19 protein-coding genes and 4 tRNA genes are annotated in these 23,753 nt (G+C 66.9%); 12 read left to right on the top strand and 11 right to left on the bottom strand.

The window, feature by feature from the left end:
• The first annotated feature begins 143 nt into the window (after positions 1 to 143).
• Genes ASD15_RS06845 through ASD15_RS06835 form a run of 3 tightly spaced genes read left to right on the top strand, consistent with a single transcriptional unit; the run spans position 144 to position 3,342 of the window.
• Positions 144 to 2,303: a M3 family metallopeptidase gene (locus ASD15_RS06845; protein ID WP_229418094.1), complete on the top strand. Its 2,160-nt coding sequence runs from the start codon at positions 144 to 146 to the stop codon at positions 2,301 to 2,303.
• A gap of 36 nt (positions 2,304 to 2,339) precedes the next feature.
• The gene (locus ASD15_RS06840) at positions 2,340 to 2,990 is read left to right on the top strand and encodes a hypothetical protein (RefSeq protein ID WP_157200848.1); all 651 of its coding nucleotides are present in this window, start codon (positions 2,340 to 2,342) and stop codon (positions 2,988 to 2,990) included.
• 58 nt (positions 2,991 to 3,048) lie between these two features.
• A complete protein-coding gene (locus ASD15_RS06835) occupies positions 3,049 to 3,342 on the top strand; it encodes a DUF4404 family protein (RefSeq protein WP_057154090.1) in 294 nt (97 codons plus the stop codon).
• A 126-nt stretch (positions 3,343 to 3,468) separates the two neighbouring features.
• On the opposite strand, the gene ASD15_RS06830 is transcribed toward ASD15_RS06835, so the two are convergent.
• Positions 3,469 to 3,981: a hypothetical protein gene (locus ASD15_RS06830; protein WP_057154088.1), complete on the bottom strand. Its 513-nt coding sequence runs from the start codon at positions 3,979 to 3,981 to the stop codon at positions 3,469 to 3,471.
• 263 nt (positions 3,982 to 4,244) lie between these two features.
• On the opposite strand from ASD15_RS06830, the gene ASD15_RS06825 reads away from it, so the two are divergent.
• The 5 genes from ASD15_RS06825 (at position 4,245) to ahpF (ending at position 13,407) form a co-directional block, all read left to right on the top strand.
• Positions 4,245 to 6,542 carry a YgiQ family radical SAM protein gene (locus tag ASD15_RS06825; RefSeq protein ID WP_057154086.1) on the top strand — a complete coding sequence of 766 codons (2,298 nt, stop codon included), beginning with the start codon at positions 4,245 to 4,247 and terminating at the stop codon, positions 6,540 to 6,542.
• A 171-nt stretch (positions 6,543 to 6,713) separates the two neighbouring features.
• Positions 6,714 to 8,147, top strand: coding sequence for an Ig-like domain-containing protein (locus ASD15_RS06820; RefSeq protein WP_082551638.1), 1,434 nt, complete (start codon positions 6,714 to 6,716; stop codon positions 8,145 to 8,147).
• 74 nt (positions 8,148 to 8,221) lie between these two features.
• On the top strand, positions 8,222 to 11,029 hold the full coding sequence (locus tag ASD15_RS06815; protein ID WP_057154082.1) for an EAL domain-containing protein: 2,808 nt from the start codon (positions 8,222 to 8,224) through the stop codon (positions 11,027 to 11,029).
• A gap of 152 nt (positions 11,030 to 11,181) precedes the next feature.
• Entirely contained in the window at positions 11,182 to 11,745 is a 564-nt protein-coding gene (ahpC, locus tag ASD15_RS06810; RefSeq protein ID WP_056399876.1) for an alkyl hydroperoxide reductase subunit C, read from the top strand.
• Positions 11,746 to 11,817: 72 nt separating this feature from the next.
• Complete coding sequence (ahpF, locus tag ASD15_RS06805; protein WP_057154080.1) at positions 11,818 to 13,407, top strand: alkyl hydroperoxide reductase subunit F; 1,590 nt, start codon at positions 11,818 to 11,820, stop codon at positions 13,405 to 13,407.
• Positions 13,408 to 13,458: 51 nt separating this feature from the next.
• Here the strand turns inward: ahpF and ASD15_RS06800 are convergent, their stop codons facing one another.
• The 9 genes from ASD15_RS06800 to ASD15_RS06760 form a co-directional block, all read right to left on the bottom strand.
• A complete protein-coding gene (locus tag ASD15_RS06800) occupies positions 13,459 to 14,592 on the bottom strand; it encodes an AI-2E family transporter (protein WP_057154078.1) in 1,134 nt (377 codons plus the stop codon).
• Positions 14,592 to 15,071, bottom strand: a complete 480-nt coding sequence (locus tag ASD15_RS06795) for a cyclic nucleotide-binding domain-containing protein (RefSeq protein ID WP_057154077.1) — start codon at positions 15,069 to 15,071, stop codon at positions 14,592 to 14,594. The genes ASD15_RS06800 and ASD15_RS06795 overlap by 1 nt, the downstream gene beginning before the upstream one ends.
• A gap of 105 nt (positions 15,072 to 15,176) precedes the next feature.
• Complete coding sequence (locus tag ASD15_RS06790) at positions 15,177 to 15,803, bottom strand: ATP-binding cassette domain-containing protein (protein WP_057154075.1); 627 nt, start codon at positions 15,801 to 15,803, stop codon at positions 15,177 to 15,179.
• A complete protein-coding gene (locus ASD15_RS06785; protein WP_229418093.1) occupies positions 15,803 to 17,020 on the bottom strand; it encodes a hypothetical protein in 1,218 nt (405 codons plus the stop codon). Before ASD15_RS06785 ends, ASD15_RS06790 begins: the two co-directional genes overlap by 1 nt.
• Positions 17,021 to 17,075: 55 nt before the next feature.
• Positions 17,076 to 17,152: transfer RNA gene (locus ASD15_RS06780), tRNA-Asp, on the bottom strand.
• Between the two features lie 33 nt (positions 17,153 to 17,185).
• Positions 17,186 to 17,261 (bottom strand) — tRNA-Val (locus ASD15_RS06775).
• A gap of 49 nt (positions 17,262 to 17,310) precedes the next feature.
• Positions 17,311 to 17,387: transfer RNA gene (locus ASD15_RS06770), tRNA-Asp, on the bottom strand.
• A 41-nt stretch (positions 17,388 to 17,428) separates the two neighbouring features.
• A tRNA-Val gene (locus tag ASD15_RS06765) sits at positions 17,429 to 17,504 on the bottom strand.
• 89 nt (positions 17,505 to 17,593) lie between these two features.
• Complete coding sequence (locus ASD15_RS06760) at positions 17,594 to 19,711, bottom strand: S9 family peptidase (protein ID WP_229418092.1); 2,118 nt, start codon at positions 19,709 to 19,711, stop codon at positions 17,594 to 17,596.
• A 76-nt stretch (positions 19,712 to 19,787) separates the two neighbouring features.
• Here ASD15_RS06760 and ASD15_RS06755 point away from each other — a divergent pair, with 76 nt between their 5' ends.
• The 4 genes from ASD15_RS06755 (at position 19,788) to ASD15_RS06740 (ending at position 23,237) form a co-directional block, all read left to right on the top strand.
• Entirely contained in the window at positions 19,788 to 21,053 is a 1,266-nt protein-coding gene (locus ASD15_RS06755) for an MFS transporter (RefSeq protein ID WP_057154071.1), read from the top strand.
• An 82-nt stretch (positions 21,054 to 21,135) separates the two neighbouring features.
• Positions 21,136 to 21,492, top strand: coding sequence for a nuclear transport factor 2 family protein (locus ASD15_RS06750; protein ID WP_057154069.1), 357 nt, complete (start codon positions 21,136 to 21,138; stop codon positions 21,490 to 21,492).
• A 27-nt stretch (positions 21,493 to 21,519) separates the two neighbouring features.
• The gene (locus tag ASD15_RS06745) at positions 21,520 to 22,374 is read left to right on the top strand and encodes an alpha/beta fold hydrolase (protein ID WP_057154067.1); all 855 of its coding nucleotides are present in this window, start codon (positions 21,520 to 21,522) and stop codon (positions 22,372 to 22,374) included.
• Entirely contained in the window at positions 22,371 to 23,237 is an 867-nt protein-coding gene (locus tag ASD15_RS06740; protein ID WP_057154065.1) for a helix-turn-helix domain-containing protein, read from the top strand. The genes ASD15_RS06745 and ASD15_RS06740 overlap by 4 nt, the downstream gene beginning before the upstream one ends.
• Before the next feature lie 12 nt (positions 23,238 to 23,249).
• On the opposite strand, the gene ASD15_RS06735 is transcribed toward ASD15_RS06740, so the two are convergent.
• Entirely contained in the window at positions 23,250 to 23,708 is a 459-nt protein-coding gene (locus ASD15_RS06735; protein WP_057154063.1) for a nuclear transport factor 2 family protein, read from the bottom strand.
• Between the last annotated feature and the right edge of the window lie 45 nt (positions 23,709 to 23,753).

The following is a 23,753-nucleotide window of genomic DNA, read 5'->3' as shown; positions in this document are numbered from 1 at the left end:
AGTTTTGCAGATTGTAGCGTGTGCATTGCAGCATCAATAGCGAGTGACGTTGTATAGACTGCCTGCTATCATCAGCGGCTTCCGTCCTGCCGCCGGTTGACAGCTTGTTGCAGGGTAGTCCTTGGCCCACTTAGAAAGATGCTATGTCCCGTCCTCAGATGCTCGTCCTCGCAGCCAGCCTCGGCCTGGCGCTGACCCCGTTCGCGTACGCCGCGCAAAGCGCCGCCGCTCCTGCTGCCGCGACTGCGGCCGCCGCCCAGGCGGGCAATCCCTTCTTCAGGCTCAGCCCGCTGCCTTTGCACTACCCGCAGTTCGACCTGATCAAGGACGAGCACTTCGCGCCCGCGTTTGCCGAAGGCATGGCGCAGCAGCTGAAGGAGATCGAGGCCATCGCCCATAGCGCCAAGCCGGCCAGCTTCGACAACACCATCGTCGCCATGGAGCGTTCCGGCCAGCTGCTGACCCGCGTGGCCACCACCTTCAGCAACCTGCAGGGCGCCAACACCAACGCCCAGCTGGACGCGATCGACACCGAGATGTCGCCCAAGCTGGCCGCGCACAACGACGCCATCTACCTGAACGCCAAGCTGTACGCGCGTGTGAAATCGCTGTACGACAAGCGTGCCAAGCTGGGCCTGGACGCCGAATCGAAGCACCTGCTGGAGCGCTACCACACCGACTTCGTGCGCGCCGGCGCCAAACTGTCCGCCGCCGACAAGGAAAAGCTGAAAGTGCTGAACGGCGAGCTGGCCACGCTGCAGACCGCCTTCCAGCAGAACGTGTTGAAGGAAATCAACGCCAGCGCGCTGGTGGTCGACACCCGCGCCGAGCTGGCCGGCATGTCCGAAGCGGCCATCGACGCGGCAGCGGCCGCCGCCAAGGCGCGCGGCCAGGACGGCAAGTTCGCCGTCGCCCTGATCAACACCACCGGCCAGGCGCCGCTGGCCGTGCTGACCAATCCGGCCACCCGCAAGCGCATGATGGACCTGTCGCTGGCGCGCGGCAGCCACGGCGGCGAGTTCGACAACCGCGCCAACGTGCTGAAGATCGCCAAGCTGCGCGCCGACAAGGCCGTGCTGCTGGGCTACCCGAACTACGCGGCCTATTCGCTGGAAGACCAGACCGCCAAGTCCACCGGCGCCGTCAACACGCTGCTGGCCGAGCTGGCCAAGCCGGCCGTCACCAACGCGCGCAAGGAAGCGGCCGACCTGCAAGCGGTGGCCGACGCGGAAAAAGCCGGGCTGCAGATCGGCGCGGCCGACTGGTCCTACTACACCGACAAGGTGCGCGCCCAGCGCTTCAGCTTCGACGGCAACCAGCTCAAGCCCTACTTCGAGCTGACCAATGTGCTGGAGAAAGGCGTGTTCTTCGCCGCCAACAAGCTGTACGGCCTGTCGTTCAAGGAGCGCAAGGACTTGCCGCTCTACCATCCGGACGTCAAGGTGTACGACGTGTTCGACGCCGACGGCAAGCAGCTGGCCATCTTCCTGGCCGACATGTACGCGCGCCCGTCCAAGCAGGGCGGCGCCTGGATGAATGAGTACGTGTCGCAATCGGCGCTGATGGGCACCAGGTCGGTGGTGGCCAACCACCTGAACATTCCCAAGCCGCCGGCTGGCGAGCCCACGCTGCTGACCGTGGACGAAGTGAAGACCACCTTCCACGAATTCGGCCACGCGCTGCACGGCATGTTCTCCAATGTGAAGTACCCGCGCTTCTCCGGCACCAGCGTGCCGCGCGACTTCGTCGAATACCCGTCGCAAGTGAACGAAATGTGGATGGTGCAGCCCGAAGTGCTGGCCAACTACGCGCGCCACTACAAGACCGGCGAGCCGATGCCGAAAGAATTGCTGGAAAAAGTGGCCGCGTCGAAGAAATTCAACCAGGGCTTCGCCACCACCGAATACCTGGCGTCGTCGCTGGTGGACCAGCGCTGGCACCAGCTGACAGCCGCCCAGATCCCGAGCGACGTGCTGGCCTTCGAAGCGGCCGCGCTGAAGGATGCCGGCATCGATTACGCGCCGGTGCCGCCGCGCTACCGCACCACCTACTTCTCGCACACCTTCTCGGGCGGCTACGCGGCCGGCTACTACGCCTACCTGTGGAGCGAAAAGCTGGACGCCGACACCGTGGAATGGTTCAAGGAAAACGGCGGCCTGCAGCGCAAGAACGGCGACTGGTTCCGCAAGACGCTGCTGTCGCGCGGCGGCACGGCGGACGCGCTCGACCTGTTCCGCAACTTCCGCGGCCGCGATGCCAGGATCGAGCCGCTGCTGGACCGCCGCGGCCTGAGCGGCAAGTAAGCCCGGCCGGCGCCCGCTTGTTGCTATGATGTCGCCATGAGCACCGCCGCGTGCATAGGGGGAGACATGATGGAGCAATTGCTGAACAAGCTGGCGCAGGCGATGGGCCAGCTGGACCACCTGGACCAGGAGGGCTTCGTCGGCCTGGTCAGCGAGGCGCTGGCGCCCTACCCGGACCTGGGCTGGGTGCTGGCGCCGGACCCGGCCAACAGCGCGCTGCTGCGCCTGAGCTTGTCGGTGCGCAACGCGCCCGAGTTCCGCGAGCGTGCCGCCGCGTCGGGGCTGCTGCCGCTGGCCGGCGAGGGCTGGGAAATCGGCCTCGGCGTGCCGCCGCGCGACGGGCCGATCTACCTGGAAGCGCAGGCCGGCGACGAGGTGCTGGCCATCGACGGCGAACTGATGGGCTGGCAGATGCGGGCCGCCGACGGCATGGTGGACCTGGTGCTCGGCATCGCGCCGGGACCGCTGCGCGCGCTGGGCCAGGCCGAACTGGAAGAGCTGGCCGACATCTTCACGCTCGGCGAGTTGGGTGAACTGAACATGATGGACCACGTCAATTCCGTCAGCGTCGAGCAGATCGACGGCCTGTCGCGCGACTGGCCGTCGCTCGCTACGCTGCGCGCCGGCTTTGCCGACGCGTTTCCCGCCTGCGCGTATGCCGAATGGCTGCGTAGCGCCAGGTCATAGCTGGCTGCGGCAATTGGGTGTATAAATTCACTATGGCGATTACAAAGGGGGCGGGACTATGGACAGCAATCTGAAGGCATCGTTGAAGACCCTGCACACCGAACTGGCCAGCGCGCCCGGTCCGGTGGATGAGGAGCTGCTGGACTTGCTGGCGCAGCTGGACGGCGATATCAAGCAATTGCTGGAGCGCCGCGTGGCGCAGCAGGAGGCGGGCATGGGCGGCGAGGACACCACCACCTACGGGCTGGCCGAGCGCACGCAGGAAATCTCGGCGAAATTCGCTGTCAAGCATCCCACGCTGGAGCCGGCCCTGCGCGAGCTGGGCCGCATCCTGGGCAATATGGGCATTTAAGTGGAGCGGCGCAGTCATGGCGGCGGAAAACGCTGACGGCGCCGAAGCGCCGCCACCGCCCTGCTGCCTGCCAAACCGGACCCGGGGCCGCCGGCCTCGCTAGGGCCGGCTCCCGGGCAGCCAGCGTTACGGAAACGCCAGCATAGGCGGTTCAATACCGCCAAAGCTGATTTCGGGATGCCGCTTGGCGATCATCTCCTCGATCTCCTGCACGCGCCGGGGCGGCACGTCCACGATCATCAATACCTGCCCGCGCTCGATGGCGGGGGCAAACTTTTCCAGTTTCTTGTTCGGCACGGCCGCCGCATTCATGCCGGAAGCCCAGGCGCCGAACAGGGCCCCGCCCAGCGCCACCAGCAGGATGGCCGCAGTGCGCAGGGTCAGGCCGTCGAACGAGACCATGGTCAGGAATATGCCCGCAGCCAGGCCCACGATGCCGCCGATGATGGTGCCCAGCTGTGCGCCGTGGACCAGGTCGGTGCGCTGCAGGAAGCTGCAGTCCGGCATGTCGTCGGGCAAAGCGCCTTCCTTGGCCATGAATTTCATGTGGCGTTCTTCTATCCGGGCCAGCAGCATTTCGTCCAGCATGGCGCGGGCGCTGGGTACATCGGGAAGCATGAAGTAGAGGCGGCGTCGCATGGTGTTCTCCTGGAGGGTTGTTCTTCTCGTTATAGCAAAAATGACAGCAAAGGCAATGCAAATCGCCGCATTCTTGTCCCGGCGGCATACTTGATCATCCTTCACAAGTTATTGAAAATTAAAAGAATTTCCAATTGATTGTGCCTATCGCTTGAGCAGAGGGCGCGCATTTCCGGTACAATCCCGTCCCTATGACCCCCACCAATTTATTTGCGACCGTCCCCAAGCGGTCTGCCCGCGCTGCCACTGCGCCTTTCCTGCCCATGTCCCGCGCCGAAATGGACGCCCTGGGCTGGGACCAGTGCGACGTCATCCTCGTCACGGGCGACGCCTATATCGACCATCCGAGCTTCGGCATGGCCCTGGTCGGCCGCCTGCTGGAAGCGCAGGGCTACAAGGTCGGCATCATCAGCCAGCCGGACTGGCACTCGGCCGACGCCTTCCGCGCGCTGGGCAAGCCGCGCCTGTACTGGGGCATCACGGCCGGCAATATGGATTCCATGGTCAACCGCTACACCTCGGACCGCAAGATCCGTTCGGACGACGCCTACACCGCGAACGCCGAGCCGAACAAGCGCCCGGACCGCGCCGTCACCGTCTACTCGCAGCGCGCCCGCGAAGCCTATCCGGACGTGCCGGTGGTGATCGGCAGCATCGAGGCGTCGCTGCGCCGCATCGCCCATTACGACTACTGGTCGGACAAGGTGCGCCGCTCGGTGTTGCCGGACTCCAAGGCCGACCTGCTGATCTTCGGCAATGCCGAGCGCGCGCTGGTGGACCTGACGCACCGCCTCAACGCGGGCGAGCCCATCAAGGACATCAAGGACTTGCGCGGCACCGCCTTCATGGTGCCGCAGGGCTGGCTGCCGGGCGACGACTGGGGCGTGCAAAACAGCAGCCGCGTGGACGTGCCCGGCAAGGTGGACGCCCACCCGGACCCGTACGCCATGGCCAAGGAAGACAAGGCCGCCTGCGCCACGGAGAATGCCGCCAGCGCGCCGGAAGTGGTCAAGCCGATCCGCATCATGACGCGCGAAGAGCGCCAGCAGATGCTGCGCGAGCAGCACATGCGCACCGTGGTGCGCCTGCCGGCCTATGAAGTGGTGAAGGACGACCCGGTGATGTACGCGCACGCCTCGCGCGTGTTCCACCTGGAATCGAACCCCGGCAACGCGCGCGCGCTGGTGCAGGCGCACGGCGAGCGCGACGTGTGGATCAATCCCCCGCCGCTGCCGCTGGCCATGGACGAGATGGACGGCGTGTACGACATGAACTACGCGCGCGCGCCGCACCCGAGCTACGGCAAGGCCCACATCCCGGCCTGGGAAATGATACGTTTCTCGGTCAACATCATGCGCGGCTGCTTCGGCGGCTGCACCTTCTGCTCGATCACCGAGCACGAGGGCCGCATCATCCAGAGCCGCTCCGAGCCGTCGATCCTGCGCGAGATCGAACACATCCGCGACAAGACCAAGGGCTTCACCGGCACCATCTCGGACCTGGGCGGCCCCACGGCGAATATGTACCGCCTGGCCTGCAAGGACAAGAAGATCGAGGAATCGTGCCGCCGCCTGTCCTGCGTGTACCCGTCGATCTGCGTCAACCTGGGCACCGACCACAGCAAGCTGATCCAGCTGTACCGCAAGGCGCGCGCCATACCCGGCGTGAAGAAGATCCTGATCGGCTCCGGCCTGCGCTACGACCTGGCGGTGCGCTCGCCCGAGTACGTCAAGGAACTGGTGACCCACCACGTGGGCGGCCTGCTCAAGATCGCCCCCGAGCACACCGAATCGAACGTGCTGAGCAAGATGATGAAGCCGGGCATCGGCGCCTATGACGAGTTCAAGGCCATGTTCGAGAAGTTCTCGCTGGAGGCGGGCAAGAAGCAGTACCTGATTCCCTACTTCATCGCGGCGCACCCCGGCACCACCGACGAGGACATGCTGAACCTGGCGCTGTGGCTGAAAAAGAACAACTTCAAGCTGGACCAGGTGCAGACCTTCATGCCGACCCCGATGGCCATGGCGACCACCATGTACCACTCGCGCAAGAACCCGCTGAAGAAGGTTACCGAGGATTCGGAAGTGGTGGAGACCGCGCGCAGCGGCAAGGTGCGCAAGGCGCACAAGGCCTTCCTGCGCTATTACGACCCGGAAAACTGGCCCATCCTGCGCGAAGCGCTGGTGAAGATGGGACGCGGCGACCTGATCGGCAACGGCGAGAAGCACCTGATCCCGCCGTGGAGCGCCGGCGAGGAAAACCTGAAGGCGGCGCCGGAAGGCAAGCGCGCCATGCCGATGGCCGCGCCGGGCGCCAAGCCGCGCGCCGCGGCCGGCGTACCCGGCGTGCCGGGCACGCGCGGCGGCCGGGCCGCCGTGGCGGCGCCGGCGGGCCGCGGCGGCCGCGCCAACGCGCTGACCGGTTCGCTCACCGCGCGCGACACCGTGGAAACCAAGGTGCGCGCCTCCATCCTCGACACCATCAAGGTGAAAGCCAAGCCGGCCGCCGCTCCCGCCAAGGGTGCGCGTGCGGCCGGCGGCGCCCCGCGCGGCCGCAAATAGGCCAGCCTTCCCGCCATCTCGACACCGCCCACGGGCGGTGTTGTTGTTTTCTTTGCCCATCTTTCTTAAAAGCACGATAATTCACGCCAGTTCCCTGGATCGCAGAGCGCAGGATGCGGCTACACTAGTGGTTGACTCGCGCCCTGCGTTCGCGACATCGACTGGATGAAAATGAAAATGACCCTCAAGCTGAAATCCCTGTTCCTGGTGCCCGTGCTGGCGCTGCTGGCCGCCTGCGGCGGCGGCGGCGACGACGCCCCCGCCACCCCCACCACGCCTGCGGCGCCGACCGTGGTGTCGATCGCGGTCACGCCGGCCAATCCCACCCTGTCCATCGGCGCCACCCAGAAAATGGTGGCCACCGGCACCTACTCGGACGGCAAGGTGAGCGCCCTCACCACCGGCGTCACCTGGACCGTCAAAGGCCCCGCGCTGAGCGTGGCGGCGGACGGCACGGTTACCGCGAAGACGCTGGGCACCGACACCGTGACCGCCGCGGTGGGCGCCGTCAGCGGCGCCACCAGCGTCACGGTCAAGGGCCAGTGGGCGGCGGTGGCCGCCGGCGGCCGCCACAATGTGGCGCGCCACCTGGATGGCAACCTGCACGCCTGGGGCAGCAACCTGCAAGGCCAGCTGGGCGACAACACCACCATCGGCCGCAACAAGCCCGCCGTGGTGGCCGGCGCCAACACCACCTGGCGCCAGATCGCCGCCGGCGAATTCCATACCCTGGCGCTGCGCGCCGACGGTACGCTGTGGGCCTGGGGCTTCAACCAGAACGGCCAGCTGGGCGACGGCACCTCGGTCGACAAGCTGGTGCCGACCAAGATCGGCACCGGCAAGTGGCTCTACGTGGCGGCCGGCAAGGCGCACAGCCTGGGCATCGACGACAAGGGCGCGCTGTGGGCCTGGGGCCGCAACTTCAACGGCCAGCTGGGCGACGCCACCGTGCTGCCGCGCCTGGCGCCGGTGAAGATCACCGTGGCCGGCACCGCCACCTGGACCGCCGTGGCGGCCGGCGACACCCATTCGCTGGGTCGCCGCAGCGACGGCACGCTGTGGGCCTGGGGCGGCAACGCCAGCGGCCAGCTCGGCAACGGCGACGCCACCGGCGCCGACGTCAACGCGCCGGTGCAGGTCGGCACCCAGAGCTGGGCCAGCATCTCGGCCGGCGGCAGCCATTCGGCCGCCATCCGCACCGAGGGCACGCTGTGGACCTGGGGCGACAACCTCAGCGGCCAGCTGGGCTTGAGCAGCACCACCAAGTCGGCCGTGCCGGTGCAGGTGGTCTTGGCGGGCAACGCCAACAACTGGTCCGCCGTGTCGGCCGGCCTGAAGCACACCGTGGCCATCCGCACCGACGGCACGCTGTGGACCTGGGGCTCCAACAGCAACGGCCAGATCGGCAACAACACCCTGCTCGACCAGACCGCGCCGGTGCAGATCGGCACTTCCACCGGCTGGACCTCGGTGGCGGCCGGCGGCCAGCACAGTATCGGCATGATGCTCGACAACACGCTGTGGACCTGGGGCCTGAACGCCGACGGCCAGCTGGGCAACGGCCAGAACACCGACCAGCGCGTGCCCGTGCTGGTGGTGCAGTAACGTAGCGGCGCCACAGGACCGGAGCCGCCTTGCCGCGCTTGCAGCCCCGCCCGCCGCGCTGTTGGCCGCTGCCTTTGCCGTTTTTGCCGCCGGCGCGCGCGCCGGCCGGCCTGCGGCGGCTGGCGCTGCTGGCCGGGCTGGCGCTGGTGCTGGCCTGGCCGGCGCAGGCCCAGGAGAAGGTGGTGCTGCAGCTCAAGCATAGCCACCAGTTCCAGTTCGCCGGCTATTACGCGGCGCTGGAGCAGGGCTACTACCGCGAGGCCGGACTGGACGTGCGCATCCTGGAAGGGGCCGACGGCAATGAGCCGGAGCGCGCCGTGCTGGCCGGCAAGGCCCAGTACGGCGTGGGCGACAGCAGCCTGCTGCTGGCGCGCCTGAAGGGCAAGCCGGTGGTGGTGCTGGGCGTGGTGTTCCAGCATTCGCCCTATGCGCTGGTGATGGCGCAAGGCACGGCCGCGCCGGACGTGCACCGCGTGGCCGGCAAGCGCGTGATGATAGGTACGCTGTCGAACGACCTGAGCCAGGGCGACGAGCTGATGGCCTACCTGCGCAAGGAAGGCATACAGCCGTCCGGCCTGCGGCGCCTGGAACACAGCTACAATCCGGACGACCTGATTACCGGCAAGGTGGACGCCATGTCCATCTTCACCACCAATGAGCCGGACCTGCTGGACCGCGCCGGTTTTCCCTACGACATCTACAGCCCGCGCAACGCCGGCATCGACTTTTACGGCGACAACCTGTTTACCAGCGAGCAGGAAATCAGGGACCACCCGGAGCGGGTCAAGGCTTTCCGCGCCGCCAGCATGCGCGGCTGGCAGTACGCGATGAGCCGGCACGACGAAATCGCCGACCTGATCTTGAACAAGTATTCGCGCCGCAACGACCGCCGCCACCTGCTGTACGAGGCGCGCGCCATGGTGCCGCTGGTGCAGCCGGTGCTGGTGGAAGTGGGCTATATGAACCCGGACCGCTGGCAGCACATCGCCGACGTGTACACCGACCTGGGCATGCTGCCGCGCGGCGCCAGCTTCGACGGCTTCCTGTACCAGGCCGACAGCGGCCGCGCGCTGGCCTGGCTGTACCGCGTGCTGGCGGCCGGCGGCGCGCTGCTGGTGCTGGGCGCCGGCGTGCACGTGGCCTTGCTGGCGCGCGAGCGGCGGCGCGCGCAGGAGGCCATCCGCAAGGGCGAGGCGCGCTTCCGCACCATGTTCGAGGCCGCTCCCATGGGCATCGCGCTGATCGACACCGCCAGCGGCCAGTTCCGCGACATCAACCCGCGCTACCTGGAAATCGCCGGCCGCACGCTGGCCGAGATGAAAGCCAGCAGCTGGCGCGACATCAGCCACCCGGACGACGTGGCGCCCGAGCAGGAGCAGGTGGCGCGGCTGCAGGCGCAGCAGATCGCCGGCTTCAAGCTGGCCAAGCGCCTGCTGCGCCCGAACGGCTCGGTGGTGTGGGTGGACGCCTCCATCACCACGCTGGACGCGGGCAGCAAGGCGCACCACCTGTGCATGATCGAAGACATCACCGACAAGAAGCAGACCGAGGCGCTGGTGTGGCAGCAGGCCAATTTCGACACCCTGACCCAGCTGCCGAACCGGCGCATGTTCCAGAACCGGCTCGAGCAGGCCATCGTCAAGAGCCGGCGCGACGGCAGCCGGGTGGCCATCCTGTTCATCGACCTGGACCATTTCAAGGAAGTCAACGACACCCTGGGCCATCACCAGGGCGACGTGCTGCTGGTGGACGCGGCGCACCGCATCGGCGCCTGCGTGCGCGAGTGCGACACCGTGGCGCGCCTGGGCGGCGACGAGTTTACCGTCATCCTCAGCGAGCTCGATGCTGCCGGCCTGGGCCGGGTGGAAACCATCGCCCAGACCATACTCGACAGCCTGCGCGCGCCCTTCCCGCTGGGCGCGGAGCAGGCCTTCGTGTCGGCCAGCATCGGCATCACCCTGTTCCCGGACGACGCCGCCTCGATCGAGGATCTGCTCAAGCACGCCGACCAGGCCATGTACGCCGCCAAGGACGCCGGCCGCAACCGCTTCAGCTATTTCACGCCGGCGCTGCAGGTGGCCGCGCTGAACCGCATGCGGCTGACCAACGATCTGCGCGGCGCCGTCAAGGGCCAGCAGCTGGAACTGTATTTCCAGCCCATCGTGCACCTGCGGAGCGGCCGCATCCACAAGGCCGAGGCGCTGGTGCGCTGGCGCCACCCGGTGCGCGGCCTGGTCAGCCCGATGGAATTCATCCCGCTGGCCGAAGCGAGCGGGCTGATCATTGAAATCGGCGCCTGGGTGTTCCGCGAAGCAGTGCGCTGGCTGCGGCGCTGGCGCAGCGAGATCGATCCCGCCTTCCAGCTCAGCGTGAACCAGTCGCCGCTGGAGTTCCAGCGCGACGGCGGCTACCAGGCCTGGCTGGCGCTGCTGGGCGAGCTCGGCCTGCCGGGGCAGGCGGTGGTCATCGAGATCACCGAAGGGCTGCTGCTGGACGCCAGCAGCAGCGTGGTCGACCAGCTGCTGCAACTGCGCGACGGCGGCATCCAGGTGGCGCTGGACGACTTCGGCACCGGCTACTGCTCGCTGTCCTACCTGAAGAAGTTCGACATCGACTACCTGAAGATCGACCGCAGCTTCACCCGCAACCTGGCGCCGGACTCGAGCGACATGGCGCTGTCGGACGCCATCATCGTCATGGCCCACAAGCTCGGCCTGCACGTCATCGCCGAAGGCGTGGAAACCCCCGAGCAGCGCGACCTGCTGGCCGCCGCCGGCTGCGACTACGGCCAGGGCTACCTGTTCGCCCGCCCCATGCCGGCCACCGAATTCGACGCGCTGCTGCGCAGCAGTGCCGATACGGCAATCGTGACCAGTCAATAACGCTGCGGCCCCGGAACGGGGATAATAGGGCTTCGGCCTTGTTCGCCGATAGTTAAAGCCAATTGAAACAATTGGAACAATCAATTTTTCAAATGGTTGCAAAAGCCCTAAACTGGCATCTCATTGATACACAACCTCACGAGGAAACCACAATGTCTCTCATTAACACCCAAGTAAAACCATTCAAGGCAACCGCTTACCACAATGGCAAGTTCATTGACCTGAGCGAAGAATCGCTGAAGGGCAAGTGGTCCGTCTTCATGTTCTACCCAGCCGACTTCACCTTCGTGTGCCCAACCGAACTGGAAGACCTGGCCGATTTCCAGCCTGAATTCGCCAAACTGGGCGTGGACGTGTACGGCATCTCGACCGACACCCACTTCGCCCACAAAGCATGGCACGACACCTCGGACGCGATCAAGAAAGTGAACTACCCGCTGATCGGCGACCCAACCGGCACCCTGTCGCGCAATTTCGAAGTGATGATCGAAGAAGAAGGCCTGGCACTGCGCGGCACCTTCGTCATCAATCCTGAAGGCCAGATCAAAGTGATGGAAGTGCACGACAACGGCATCGGCCGCGACGCGTCCGAACTGCTGCGCAAAGTCAAGGCCGCCAAATACGTGGCCGAGCACCCAGGCCAGGTTTGCCCGGCCAAGTGGACCGAAGGCGCTGCCACCCTGACCCCGTCGCTGGACCTGGTCGGCAAGATCTAAGCATTAGCTTGTATTGAGTAGTAAGGCGCCGGCGCATTTGCCCGGCGCCAACCGAAAAAAAAGGAAAACACCATGTTGGACGCAACCCTCAAAACCCAGTTGAAAACCTATTTGGAAAAGGTCGTGCAGCCGATTGAGATCGTTGCGACGCTGGATGATTCCGCCAAAGCCCGCGAAATGCAGGCCCTGCTCGCCGACATCGTCGTGCTGAGCGACAAGATTACCCTGGTCGAAAAGACCGATGGCGACGTGCGCAAACCGTCGTTCGCCATTACCCGCCCCGGGACCGATATCGCCGTGACCTTCGCCGGCATCCCGATGGGCCATGAATTCACCTCGCTGGTGCTGGCGCTGCTGCAAGTGGGCGGCCACACCATCAAGTTCGACGAGGCGGTGATCGAACAGATCCGCAACCTGGACGGCGATTTCCACTTCGAAACCTTCATCTCGCTGACCTGCCACAACTGCCCCGAGGTGGTGCAGGCGCTGAACGCGATGTCGGTCATCAACCCGCGCATCAAGGTCACCACCATCGACGGCGGCGTGTTCCCGAAAGAAGTCGAGGAACGCCAGATCATGGCCGTGCCGATGATGTTCCTGAACGGCCAGCACTTCGGCCAGGGCCGCAGCAGCGTGGAAGAGATCCTCGCCAAGCTGGACACCAATGCCGGCGCGCGCCAGGCGGCCGAACTGAGCAAGAAAGACGTGTTCGACGTGCTGATCGTCGGCGGCGGCCCCGCCGGCGCGGCAGCGGCCATCTACGCGGCCCGCAAAGGCATCAAGACCGGCGTGGTGTCGGAACGCTTCGGCGGTCAGGTGCTGGACACGCTGGCGATCGAGAACTTCATCTCGGTCACCGAAACGGACGGCCCGAAATTCGCCGTGGCGCTGGAGCAGCACGTGAAAGCCTACGACGTCGACATCATGAACACCCAGCGCGCCGCCCAGCTGACGCCGGGCAAGCTGGTGGAAGTGACCACCGCCAGCGGCGCCGTGCTGAAGAGCAAAACCGTGATCCTGGCCACCGGCGCCCGCTGGCGCGAGATCAACGTGCCGGGCGAGAAGGAATACCGCAACCACGGCGTGGCCTACTGCCCGCACTGCGACGGCCCGCTGTTCAAGGGCAAGCGCGTGGCGGTGATCGGCGGCGGCAACTCCGGCGTGGAAGCGGCGATCGACCTGGCCGGCCTGGTCAAGCACGTGACCTTGATCGAGTTCGGCGCCGAACTGCGGGCCGACGCGGTGCTGCAGCGCAAGCTGCGCAGCCTGCCGAACGTGACCGTGATCGTCTCGGCGCACACCACCGAGATCCACGGCGACGGCAAGATCGTCAACGGCCTGAGCTACAACGACCGCGTCAGCGGCGAAGCGAAGAAAGTGGAGCTGGAAGGCGTGTTCGTGCAGATCGGCCTGGTGCCCAACACCGAGTGGCTGAAAGGCACGGTCAGCCTGTCCAAGCACGGCGAGATCGAAGTGGACGCGCGCGGCCAGACCTCGATCCCCGGCGTGTTCGCCGCCGGCGACGTGACCACGGTGCCGTACAAGCAGATCATCATCGCCACCGGCGAAGGTGCGAAGGCGGCCCTGTCGGCCTTCGACCACCTGATCCGCTCCGGCGACGAGGAAGAAGTCGTGGCGGCGCCGGTCGCGGTTGCAGCCTGAGTCCAGCGCTCAACCCTGGGGCCGTGCCGCCGGGACTGGCCCCGGCCTTCGCTACACCGCCAGGTCCGCGCTGGCCTGTTTTTCCCGCAGCGCCTTGGCGTTGCGGTGGCGGGCGCGCAAACGCGGGTTGGTGATCAGCCTGCCCAGCGTTTCGCCCACCACCATCACCACGCCCAGCAAGGGCAGCACCAGCATCAGCCCCGCCACCCCGGCCACCGAGCCGCCGATAAAAATCATCAGCACCGTGATCAGGGGATGCATGTGCAGGCTGCGCCCCAGGGTCAGCGGCATGAACACGAAATCGTCCAGCAGCCGCACCAGGATGAACACGCCGATCGCGCTGTAGGCCACCAGCGGCGCCCCCGGCGCGTCGGTCGACGCCACCATCACCACCATGCAGCAGCCGACGATGGAGCCCACGTAGGGCACCCAGGCCAGCACCGCGGCGATCAGCCCCAGCATCACCGGCGAGGACACGCCGATGGCCCACAGGCCGAAGGCCAGCACCGCCGTGTCCAGCACGGTGAGCTTGAGCATGCCCTGGAAGTAGGCATGCGCGGTCTGGTCCACCTCGTGCAGCAGGCACAGCGTCCGCTCGAAGAAGGCGTTCGGCACCGCGCGCGCCAGGAATTTCTTGAACAGGTGGCCGTCGCGCAGGAAGAAGAAGGTCAGGAAGGGCGCCAGCAGCAGCGCCGGCAGCCAGCCCGCCACCGACACCACGATGGCCGTCAGGTGGCTTTGCATGAAGTCTTCCATGTAGGCGGCGAACTGGGCGTCGACCACCTGGCTCAGGTGCATGTCGCGCAGCAGCGGGAACTTGTCCTCCAGCGCGCGCAGCAGGCCGCGCACGAAATCGAGCCCGCCGCCCACGTAGCGCGCCAGCATGTCCTGCCACGATACGGACGGCGCCGGCAGCCACAGGTTCAGCGCCAGCGCGCCCAGCGCCACCGCCACCGTGAAACAGCCGCCCACCAGCAGCGCGGCCGCGCCCTGGCTCATGCCCAGGCGCAGCAGGCGCTGCATGGGCGGCAGCAGCAGGTAGTACAGGATGATGGCCAGCAGAAAGGGGATTGCCAGCCACAGCATGTGCTGCAGCACCAGCAGCAGGGCGCAGGTGGCCGCGATGATGCCGCTCCAGACCACCGGCCCGGACGCCTGCTGGGCACTGCCCGCGTAGTCGTGCATCACAGCGCCTCGATCTGCGGCCGGCCCGACATCCATTCGCGCAGCCGGTGCGCGATATGGCGCGCCAGCGCGAGCGAGATCTTGTAGCCGATCACGGCGTCGGTTTCCATCAGCCCCATGAAGTCGGCGCGGAAGAACACCGCCACCTCACAGTTGTCGAGCGCGCGCGCCTGGGCGTTGCGCGGCGAGTTGTCGAGCAGGGCCAGGTCGCCGAAGAAGGAGCCGGGACCCACCTCGGCCACCACTTCCGCGCTGTGGTCCAGCGCGCGCGTGATGATCACGCGGCCGGCCGTCACCAGGTACAGCGCCTGGCCTTCCTCGCCCTGGTCGAAAATGATTTCGCCGGACAGGTAGCGCCGCTCGTGCAGCATGTCGTCGACGATTTTCAGCTCCAGCGGAGTGAGCGAGGCGAACAGCGCCGACTGCTTCAGGCGGTGCAGGCGCGGGGACAGGGTTTGGGTCTTGAGGAAGCCGAACATCGGGGTGCTCCGTGGAGGTTTTGTGCAAAGCAACATCATTGTCGCCGGTTTCCCGGCCGGCCGCGCATTCCGCGGCTTGGGGCGCCCGCTCTTGTTGCTAAGGAATCACAACTCGACCGTTTGCGCCAGCGGCACGCCCGGTTCCACATGGCTGGTCAGCACGATGCACTGGCGCGCCAGGCGGGCCGGATCGGCCAGCTGGGCGCGCAGGTAGTCGACGGCGGCCGCGTCCAGTCCGTTGAAGGGCTCGTCGATCAGCAGCAGCGCCACCGGCAGCGCCAGGGCCAGGCTCAGCTGCATCTTCCTGTGCTGGCCCAGCGACAGCGTGGTGACCGGCTGGTCCAGCGCGATGAGCAGGCGGAAGGCGCGCAGTTCGGCCTCCAGCAGGGCCGCGTCGGTGGCCGGATACAGCGCCACGTGCAGGTCCAGCAGTTCGCGCACGGTAAGCCAGGGCAGCTCGGGCGTGTCGCCGCCGCAGTAGTAGCTTTGCAGGCGGTAGGCCAGCGGCTGGGCGGCGCTGCCGATGGCGGGGCCAGCGCCGCTGCCGGGCGGCGCCAGGGCTATCGTGCCCGCGTGCGGCTGCAGCGCGCCTGCTGCCAGTTTCAGCAGCGTGGTCTTGCCGGTGCCGTTTTCGCCGCGCAGCCAGGTGATGCCGGCGCCGAGACGCAGGCTCAGCTGGCGGAACAGGGGCCGGGCGGCGTATTCGAAGTCCAGGCTTTCGATGTGCAGCATCAGAATTCGCTTCCTATGGCGGTCAGGATCAGGATGGACAGCACCACCAGCACCACGCGGCCGCGCGGTCCCGGATTGAGCGCCACGATGGCGCCGCAGGCCGTGCCGGCCGTGGCCAGCCACACCAGCGCCGCCCGGGAGCCAGGGCCGGCTGCCGCTGCGGGCGTTGCTGCGTCTGGTGCGGCTGTCATTGCTGCGGGGGCGCCCGGCGCGCCGAAGGCCAGCGCGGCAAAGGCGGCCAGCACAGCGGCGGCGGGCAGCAGGGTGAACAGGCGGGCGCACAGCAGCAGCGCTGCGGCGTCCAGCGGCCACGGCGCCAGTATCGGACGCAGCCGGGCGGCCTGTTCGCGCACCGCCTTGTCGCCACGGTCGGTCAGCAGGATCAGCATGGCGGAGGCCAGGCCACCCATGGCCGCGCCGGGCAACGGCAGGCCCAGGCCGGGCCCGAGCAGCCACGCGGCGGTGCAGCCCAGCGCGCTGGCCAGCAGCAGGCATTGCTGCACGCCGACGCGGTTCTCGGCACGCCAGAACGGCAGCCAGAACAGCCGATGCCATAGCGCGGGCAGCAGCGGCCGCAAGGGGCGCGGCGCGTAGCCCGGCGCAGCCGTTCCCGCGCCGGCAGGCCCCGTCCCGGCGCTGCCTGCGGCGGCAAGTGTTACTGCGTGGTGCCTCTTGCGGGCGCGGCGTGGGAAAAGCGGCGCGGCGAGGGCAGGGCGCAGGCGGCGCCGGGCCAGCGCCAGTGTGGCCAGCGCCCAGCCCAGCAGCAGCGACAGCGCGGTGGCGGCGATGGCTTGCGGCGCCACCGGGCGCAGCCAGTCCGGCCACTGGAACAGCCAAATACTGGCAGACACCGCGTACAGTCCGGTCAGCGGTCCAGCGATCAGGCCTGCGGCCAGCGCGTCGGCGCTCCAGCCCAGTGCCGGCGGCACGGGCAGCGGACGGGCCCAGGCCACGGCGTCGGCCGGGTGCAGGCGCTGGCGCAGCAGCACCGCCGGCAGCGCGGCGAACAGCGCTTGAGCGGCCAGGATGGCCAGCATGGCGGGCCAGCGCAGGGTGACGGCCAGCATGCCGGGCAGGGCGATGGCGGCGGCCAGGCCGAGCAGCACCGGGCCGAAGCCGAGCAGCGTGATTTCAAGGGAATTGGCCAGGCTGGCAAGAAATTGCCGCAAGCCGTGGCGCGCCATGCGCAGGCGGAATTGCAAATAGGGATGAACCATGTTTTGCTTCCGAAATAGAAAAAGGCCTGACGAATCAGGCCTTTCTCAGTATAGCTGGCGGAGCGGACGGGACTCGAACCCGCGACCCCCGGCGTGACAGGCCGGTATTCTAACCAACTGAACTACCGCTCCGTTGCTTGCGCAACTGGTGGTGCATGTCCGGGATGGTGGGCGCTGAGAGGCTCGAACTCCCGACCTAAGCCTTGTAAGGGCTCCGCTCTACCAACTGAGCTAAGCGCCCATCTGGACCATGCTCGATATGTGTCAGCATATCGTTTTACTACTCAAACTGGCGGAGCGGACGGGACTCGAACCCGCGACCCCCGGCGTGACAGGCCGGTATTCTAACCAACTGAACTACCGCTCCGTGCTTTCGCAACTGGGCTTCATTTATCCGTGTTCTTTAGATGGTGGGCGCTGAGAGGCTCGAACTCCCGACCTAAGCCTTGTAAGGGCTCCGCTCTACCAACTGAGCTAAGCGCCCATCTGGAACACTTCGACGTGTGTCACTACGTCTGAAGGAGGCCGAATTATAGACGCCCCATTCTTGTTGCGCAAGATTTTTTTTATGCCTTACTGCGTGATGCCCCATTGCGACAGCATCCAGGCCTGCAGGAATGCGGTTTCGCCGATGGCGTTGTAGCGTCCGGAAGCGCCGCCGTGGCCGGCGCCCATATTGGTTTTGAGCAGCAGCGGGTTGGCGTCGGTCTTGTGCGCGCGCAGCTTGGCCACGTACTTGGCCGGCTCCCAGTACATCACCTGGCTGTCGTTCAGGCCGGTGGTCACCAGCATGGACGGGTAGGCTTTGCGCTCGATGTTGTCGTACGGCGAGTAGCTGCGCATGTAGTCGTAGGCCGCCTTCTGGTTCGGGTCGCCCCATTCCAGGTATTCGCCGGTGGTCAGCGGCAGGCTGGCGTCCATCATGGTGTTCATCACGTCCACGAAGGGCACGCCCACGTGCGCGGCGCGGAACAGCCCGGGGCGCATATTGAGCACCGCGCCCATCAGCAGGCCGCCGGCGCTGCGGCCGTCGATCACCAGGCGCTCCGGGCTGGTCCATTGTTCGCGCACCAGGTAGTCGGCGCTGTCGATGAAGTCGGTGAAGGTGTTCTTCTTCTTCATCAGCATGCCGTCCTTGTGCCAGTCCTCGCCCATGTCGTTGCCGCCGCGAATCTGCGCGCCGGCGTAGATGACGCCGCGTTCGAGCAGGCTCAGGCGCGCCAGCGAGAAGCGCGCGTCGTTCGGTGCACCGTAGGAGCCATAGCCGTACAGCAGCAGCGGCGCCTTGCCGTCCAGCGGCGTGCCCTTTTTGTAGACGATCCACAGCGGCACCTGCACGCCGTCGCGCGCCGGCGCCCACAGGCGGCGGCTTTCGTACTGGCTGAAGTCGAAGCCGCCCACCACCTCTTGCTGCTTGAGCAGGGTGCGCTTGCCGCTGTTCATGTCCACGTCCAGCACTTGCGGCGGGGTCAGCGGCGACTGGTAAGACACGCGGAACTGGCCGGCCGTGTAGTCCGGCGTGCCGGCGCTGTCGGCCGTGTACACCGGATCCTCGAACTGCACCGTCTGCCACGTCCTGGCGGCGAAGCTGTACAGGCGGATGCGGTTCAGCGCGCGCGTCTTCTCCGTCACCACCAGGTGGGTCTTGAACACGTCGGCCGAGCTGACCAGCACGTCCTTGTCATGCGGCACCAGCTCGACCCAGTTCTTCGGCTGCGGCGCGGCCAGCGGGGCCGTCACGATGCGGAAGTTAGGGGCGTCCTTGTCGGTGCGGATGTAGAGCCGGCCGTCGCGGTGCGTCACGCTGTAGCGGTGGCCCTTCTGGCGCGGCAGCACGGCGCGGAAAGTCCCGTTCGGCTTGGCAGCGTCCAGCAGCCGCACCTCGGCGGTGTCGGTGGCGCGCATGGTCAGCACCAGGTGCTTGCCGTCGCGGTCGCGGTTCACGTACACCGCGAACTGCTCCACCGGCTCGTGGTAGCGCTGTAGCGGCGCACCGCCGCCGGCGGCCAGGCTGAACAGGCGGTCCGAGCGCTTGGTGGTGGCGTCTTCCTGGGTCACGAACAGGGTCTTGTTGTCGCTGGCCCAGGCGATCGACGTGGTGCGCGGCATGCTGGCCGGCAGCAGCTTGCCGGTCTTCAGGTCCTTGACGCGCATCTCGTACTGGCGGAAGCCGGTCACGTCCGTGGTGTAGGCCATCAGGCGCTCGTCCGGGCTGACCACGATGGCGCCCACCGCGAAGAACTTCTTGCCCTGCGCCATCTGGTTCTGGTCCAGCAGGATTTCTTCCGGCGCCTTGTCGTCGTAAGCCATATTGGCGCCGGCGCGGCGGCGGCAATTGAGCGGGTACTGCTTGCCCGCCTCGGTGCGCGAATAGTAGTAGTAGTTGCCGCGCCGCGTAGGCACCGACAGGTCCACGTCCTGCATCCTGCCCTTGATTTCCGCGTACAGCTTGTCCGCCAGCGGCTTGCTGGCGGCAGTGGCCGCGTCGGTGTACGTGTTCTCGGCGTTCAGGTAGGCGATAACGGCCGGGTCTTCCTTCTTTTGCAGCCAGCGGTAGTCGTCGGTCACGACTTCGCCGTGGCGCGTTTCCTGCCATTGGGTTTTGGCGGCAACGGGGGCCACGTCTGCTGCAAAGGCCGGGGTAGCGGCAAGCGCGCACGCCGGCAGGATGCGGGACAGTTTCAAGGTCACTCCTTTATGGTTATTTGTGCAATGATTCTACACGGACTCAGTGCACGCAACAGCACGGAGTGTGCAATCATTACCCATGGATAAAATCGCTCCCGACACCCTGTACGGCAAGGTCAGCCTGCGCCTGGTTCCCTTCCTGTTCCTGTGCTACGTGGCGGCCTACCTGGACCGCGTCAACGTCGGCTTCGCCAAGCTGGGCATGCAGGCCGACCTGCAGTATTCGGACACCGTGTACGGCCTGGGGGCCGGCATCTTCTTCATCGGTTACTTCCTGTTCGAGCTGCCCTCCAACCTGCTGATGGCGAAAGTGGGCGCGCGCATCTGGATCGCCCGCATCATGATCAGCTGGGGCCTGATCTCGGCCGCGCTGATGTTCGCCACCACGCCGGCCAGCTTCTACGTGCTGCGCTTCCTGCTGGGCGTGGCGGAAGCCGGCTTCTTCCCCGGCATCATTCTGTACCTGACCTACTGGTATCCGGCCGAACGCCGCGCCCGCATCGTGGCGCTGTTCATGAGCGGGGTGGCGGTGGCCGGCGTGGTGGGCGGCCCGCTGTCGGGCTGGATCATGCGCGCCTTCGACGGCGAGCTCAGCCTGAAGGGCTGGCAATGGCTGTTCTTGCTGGAGGGCATCCCGTCAGTGCTGCTGGGCGTGTGGACGCTGTTCCGCCTGGACGACGGCATCCGCAGCGCGCGCTGGCTCAGCGAGCACGAGAAGCAGTACCTGGAGCGCGCCATCGGCGCGGAGGCCGGCGGCAAGCAGCGCCTGCCGCTGCGCCAACTGTTCGCCAGCGGCAAGGTGTGGCTGCTGGCGCTGGTCTACTTCCTGTTCGTGATGGGCTTGTACGGCGTGAGCTTCTGGCTGCCGCAGCTGGTGCGCAACACCGGCGTGCACGACGTGTTCCAGGTCGGCCTGCTGACCGCCATCCCCTACGGCGTGGCGGCGCTGGCCATGGTGCTGGCGGCGCGCCACTCGGACCGCAGCGGCGAGCGGCGCTGGCACGCCGCCACCGCCGCCTTCCTGGGCGCGGCCGGCCTCGCCGCATGCACCTGGTACGGCCACGACACCTGGCCGGCCATGCTGGCGCTGAGCGTGGCCACGGCCGGCATCCTGAGCACCTTTCCCATCTTCTGGAGCCTGCCGACCGGCATGCTGGGCGGCACGGCGGCGGCGGCCGGCATTGCGCTGATCAACTCGGTGGGCAACCTGGCCGGCTTCGTCAGCCCCTACCTGGTGGGCGCGGTGAAGGACGCCACCGGCAGCCCCGCCATCGGCATCTACCTGGTGGCGGCCAGCCTGGCGCTGGGCGGGGTGGTGGTACTGGCCGGGGTGAAACGGTCTTGATTACCTGGGACGTAATCGCCGCGCGGCGCAGCTTTCGGGACAATGGTTCTGTCGATAGCGACATAACCCACAGGAGACCGCCATGCACAACCCAGCCCACATCGCTGAACAATACCTGTCCGCCTGGAACGAGCGCGACGCGTCCGCCCGCCGCGCAAAAGTGGCCTGCGCCTTCACGCTGGACGCCAGCTACCTCGACCCGATGATGCGCGGCGACGGCCACACCGGCATCGACGCCATGATAGGCGCGGCGCAAGGCCATTTCCCAGGCATGCGGTTCGTGCTGGACGGTACGCCTGACGGCCACAACGACGTGGTGCGCTTCTCCTGGTCGCTGGGCGTGCCCGGCGCCAAGCCGGTGGCGCGCGGCACCGACGTGGCCACCGTCAGCGACGATGGCCGGCTGGTGAAGGTCACCGGCTTCCTGAACCAGGCCTGAGCCCGCAGACCAGACAAGAAGACCATCATGAGCCAGCCCGACGCCCCCCGCATCGCCGCACCCGGTTTCATCCGCACCGCCGACGGCGCCGATCTGTTCTACCGCGACTGGGACCAGCCGGGCGGCGAGCCGGTGCTGTTCGTCGGCGGCTGGTCGCTGCCGTCGGACGCCTGGAATTATCAGATGCTGGCGCTGCACAGCCAGGGGCTGCGCGTGATGGCCTTCGACCGGCGCGGCCATGGCCGCTCCAGCGATCCGGGACGCGGCTACGATTTCGACACGCTGGCCGGCGACATCGCCGCCGTGATCGAGGCGCTGGACCTGCGCGGCGTGACGCTGGTGGGCCACTCCATGGGCTGCAACGAAATCGTGCGCTACCTGAGCCGCCACGGCAGCGCGCGGGTGCGGCGCGTGGCCCTGCTGGGCACCATGACGCCGGTAGTCCAGCGCCTGCCGGACAACCCGGACGGCTTCGATCCCGCGCTGCTCGATTACTTCCGCAACGAGCTGCTGGTCAAGGATTTCCCGCAATGGCTGGACCACAATACGCCGCCCTTCCTGACGCCGGCAACCTCGCCCGCCCTCGCCGGTTGGCTGCGGCAACTGGCGCTGGGCACCTCGGCGCTGGCGCTGCGCGAATGCAACCGCGCCGTGACCGAAGCCGACTTCCGCCCCGAACTGCCCGGCATCGCCGTGCCGGTGCTGCTCATTGCCGGCGACCTGGACGTCAGCGCGCCGCTGGAGCTGACGGCGCGCCGCACGGCGGCCCTGCTGCCCAATGCCCGGCTGGAGGTGTACCACGGCGCGCCGCACGGCATGTTCGTGACTCACATGGGGCGTGTCAACGGCGACCTGCTCGAATTCATCTCGGAGCCCGCATGAGCGCCGCCGCACCCGGCCAGTACTTCCGCGACTTCGCGGCTGCGCTGCGCTACTGGCGCGGCAAGCGCGGCCACAGCCAGCTGCGGCTGGCCACCGAGAGCGGCATTTCGCAGCGCCACATCAGTTTCCTGGAAAGCGGGCGTTCGCAGCCGAGCCGCGACATGATACTGAAGCTGGGCATGGCGCTCGACATCCCGCTGCGCGAACGCAATGTGATGCTGCTGGCGGCAGGGTACGCGCCGGCCTACCAGGAGCGCAAGATGGACGACCCGGAGCTGCGCGCCGTCAAGCGGGCGCTCGATTTCATGCTGGCCCAGCAGGCGCCGTATCCGGCGCTGGTGGTGGACCGGCTGTGGAACCTGGTGATGAGCAACGAGCCCGCCAACCATTTCTTCAAATGGCTGCTCGGCATGCCGGACCAGGCGCAGATCCCGCGCGACGGCAGCATCAACGTGCTCAAGCTGACGCTGGCGCCGGACGGCCTGCGGCCCTATCTGCAGAACTGGGAAGCGGTCGGCGCCGACCTGCTGCACTGGATACAGCGCGAAGCCATGAGCGACGGTCCCGGCAGCGAGGCCAGCACGCTGCTGTCCGAGCTGCGCACGCTGTCGCTGCCGGGTGCCGGGCCCGGGGCTGCCGGCGCGGGCGCCGCCGGACTGGCTCCCGACTTCGACCGCCGCGCCTTGCCCTTCCTGCCGCTCGCCATCCGCAAGGACGGCGTGGCGCTGAACCTGTTCACCACCATCACCACGCTGGGCACGCCGCACGACGTCACCGTGCACGAACTGCGGCTGGAAGCCTTCTTCCCGGCCGACGAGGCGAGCGCGGAATGGTTGCGCAGCTTTAGCGCGCGCCATGCTTGAGTTTGGTTTTAATTATTTGCGGCTGGTCTGCCGCTTTTCATCGTGGTACTGCCACAGCACGTTGATGATTTTCCATTCGCTGCGCTGGTTCTTGTACAGGTGCATATAGTCGATCCACTCGTCGGCCGTCAGTTTCACCGTGGCGACGCGCTTGTCGATGTCCAGGATCTTGATGTCCACGCGCGGGGAGGGCGGAAACTTGTTGCCATCCTTGTTGTAAGTCCTGGCTACTTGCAGCATGGTCTCGTAATCCGTCTGCATGACGAATTCCGTCCCATCCGCCGCTTGCCAGTAAGTCCGCTTGGCGAGTTGCCGGTCCAGCCCGCGCTCCATCAGTGCGGGGTCCGCCTTGTGCTGCGATTCGATATAGTCCCGCACGGCCCGCTCGATCGCCTGCTGGTCCGCAGGAGCGGCGGCGTGGGACAGGAAGGGCAACAGCGCCAGGGTCAACAGCATCAGTACGCGTTTCATGTGGTCCGGCCTTTTCAGTAGTTGGCAAGAGAACCACATGAAAAC

The sequence above is a fragment of the Massilia sp. Root351 genome, from assembly GCF_001425045.1.
Classification (GTDB): Bacteria; Pseudomonadota; Gammaproteobacteria; order Burkholderiales; family Burkholderiaceae_D; genus Rugamonas.
This window is presented reverse-complemented; position numbering and strand designations above follow the sequence as displayed.

Excerpts from the sequence above, each read along its gene's own strand:
- ASD15_RS06845 (WP_229418094.1), top strand. The coding sequence starts at position 144 with ATGTCCCGTCCTCAGATGCTCGTCCTCGCAGCCAGCCTCGGCCTGGCG.
- ASD15_RS06840 (WP_157200848.1), top strand. The coding sequence starts at position 2,340 with ATGAGCACCGCCGCGTGCATAGGGGGAGACATGATGGAGCAATTGCTG.
- ASD15_RS06835 (WP_057154090.1), top strand. The coding sequence starts at position 3,049 with ATGGACAGCAATCTGAAGGCATCGTTGAAGACCCTGCACACCGAACTG.
- ASD15_RS06830 (WP_057154088.1), bottom strand. The coding sequence starts at position 3,981 with ATGCGACGCCGCCTCTACTTCATGCTTCCCGATGTACCCAGCGCCCGC.
- ASD15_RS06825 (WP_057154086.1), top strand. The coding sequence starts at position 4,245 with ATGTCCCGCGCCGAAATGGACGCCCTGGGCTGGGACCAGTGCGACGTC.
- ASD15_RS06820 (WP_082551638.1), top strand. The coding sequence starts at position 6,714 with ATGAAAATGACCCTCAAGCTGAAATCCCTGTTCCTGGTGCCCGTGCTG.
- ahpC (WP_056399876.1), top strand. The coding sequence starts at position 11,182 with ATGTCTCTCATTAACACCCAAGTAAAACCATTCAAGGCAACCGCTTAC.
- ahpF (WP_057154080.1), top strand. The coding sequence starts at position 11,818 with ATGTTGGACGCAACCCTCAAAACCCAGTTGAAAACCTATTTGGAAAAG.
- ASD15_RS06800 (WP_057154078.1), bottom strand. The coding sequence starts at position 14,592 with ATGCACGACTACGCGGGCAGTGCCCAGCAGGCGTCCGGGCCGGTGGTC.
- ASD15_RS06795 (WP_057154077.1), bottom strand. The coding sequence starts at position 15,071 with ATGTTCGGCTTCCTCAAGACCCAAACCCTGTCCCCGCGCCTGCACCGC.
- ASD15_RS06790 (WP_057154075.1), bottom strand. The coding sequence starts at position 15,803 with ATGCTGCACATCGAAAGCCTGGACTTCGAATACGCCGCCCGGCCCCTG.
- ASD15_RS06785 (WP_229418093.1), bottom strand. The coding sequence starts at position 17,020 with ATGGTTCATCCCTATTTGCAATTCCGCCTGCGCATGGCGCGCCACGGC.
- ASD15_RS06755 (WP_057154071.1), top strand. The coding sequence starts at position 19,788 with ATGGATAAAATCGCTCCCGACACCCTGTACGGCAAGGTCAGCCTGCGC.
- ASD15_RS06750 (WP_057154069.1), top strand. The coding sequence starts at position 21,136 with ATGCACAACCCAGCCCACATCGCTGAACAATACCTGTCCGCCTGGAAC.
- ASD15_RS06745 (WP_057154067.1), top strand. The coding sequence starts at position 21,520 with ATGAGCCAGCCCGACGCCCCCCGCATCGCCGCACCCGGTTTCATCCGC.
- ASD15_RS06740 (WP_057154065.1), top strand. The coding sequence starts at position 22,371 with ATGAGCGCCGCCGCACCCGGCCAGTACTTCCGCGACTTCGCGGCTGCG.
- ASD15_RS06735 (WP_057154063.1), bottom strand. The coding sequence starts at position 23,708 with ATGAAACGCGTACTGATGCTGTTGACCCTGGCGCTGTTGCCCTTCCTG.